Here is a 384-nt window from a genome sequence, read left to right as displayed (position 1 = left end):
GCGTGACTGCTCGTTCTCCAGCCGCCGCACGCTGGCGGTCTGGCGCTGGAACAGGCTGGTGGTCAGGGCCGCCACGATGGCGACGATGATGAGCGCGCTGATCACGGCGGCGCCACGCTGATCGCGCCGGGGCGGGGCAGGGATGGGGCAGGTCATGGCAGCTCCATCACGCGCGAATAGCGTTGCGGGGCCTGCGCGTCGCCGCGCTGCACGGTGACTTCGAGGCCGGTCGCGGCGGTGGCCGCCGCGGCGCGGGCGGCCTCCGCCCCGCCCGGGGCGGGGATCCCGACGCGCCGCGGCCTGCCCCCGGCGCCCGGCCGCAGCCGCGCCCCGGCGCCCGCCCGCCGCCGCCGGCCGCGGCCCGGCGCCGGCGCGCCGGCGCGC

At 81.2% G+C, this 384-nt stretch carries 2 pseudogenes; both read right to left on the bottom strand.

Annotation, left to right across the window (positions count from 1 at the left end):
* A pseudogene (locus KDH83_RS32775) lies at positions 1–156 on the bottom strand (type II secretion system minor pseudopilin GspK); the annotation flags it as partial.
* Positions 153–384: pseudogene (locus KDH83_RS31905) on the bottom strand (hypothetical protein); the annotation flags it as partial. The pseudogenes KDH83_RS32775 and KDH83_RS31905, both read right to left, overlap by 4 nt.

This window comes from Achromobacter sp. Marseille-Q0513 (assembly GCF_018195695.1).
In the GTDB taxonomy this organism is placed as follows: domain Bacteria; phylum Pseudomonadota; class Gammaproteobacteria; order Burkholderiales; family Burkholderiaceae_B; genus Achromobacter.
This window is presented reverse-complemented; position numbering and strand designations above follow the sequence as displayed.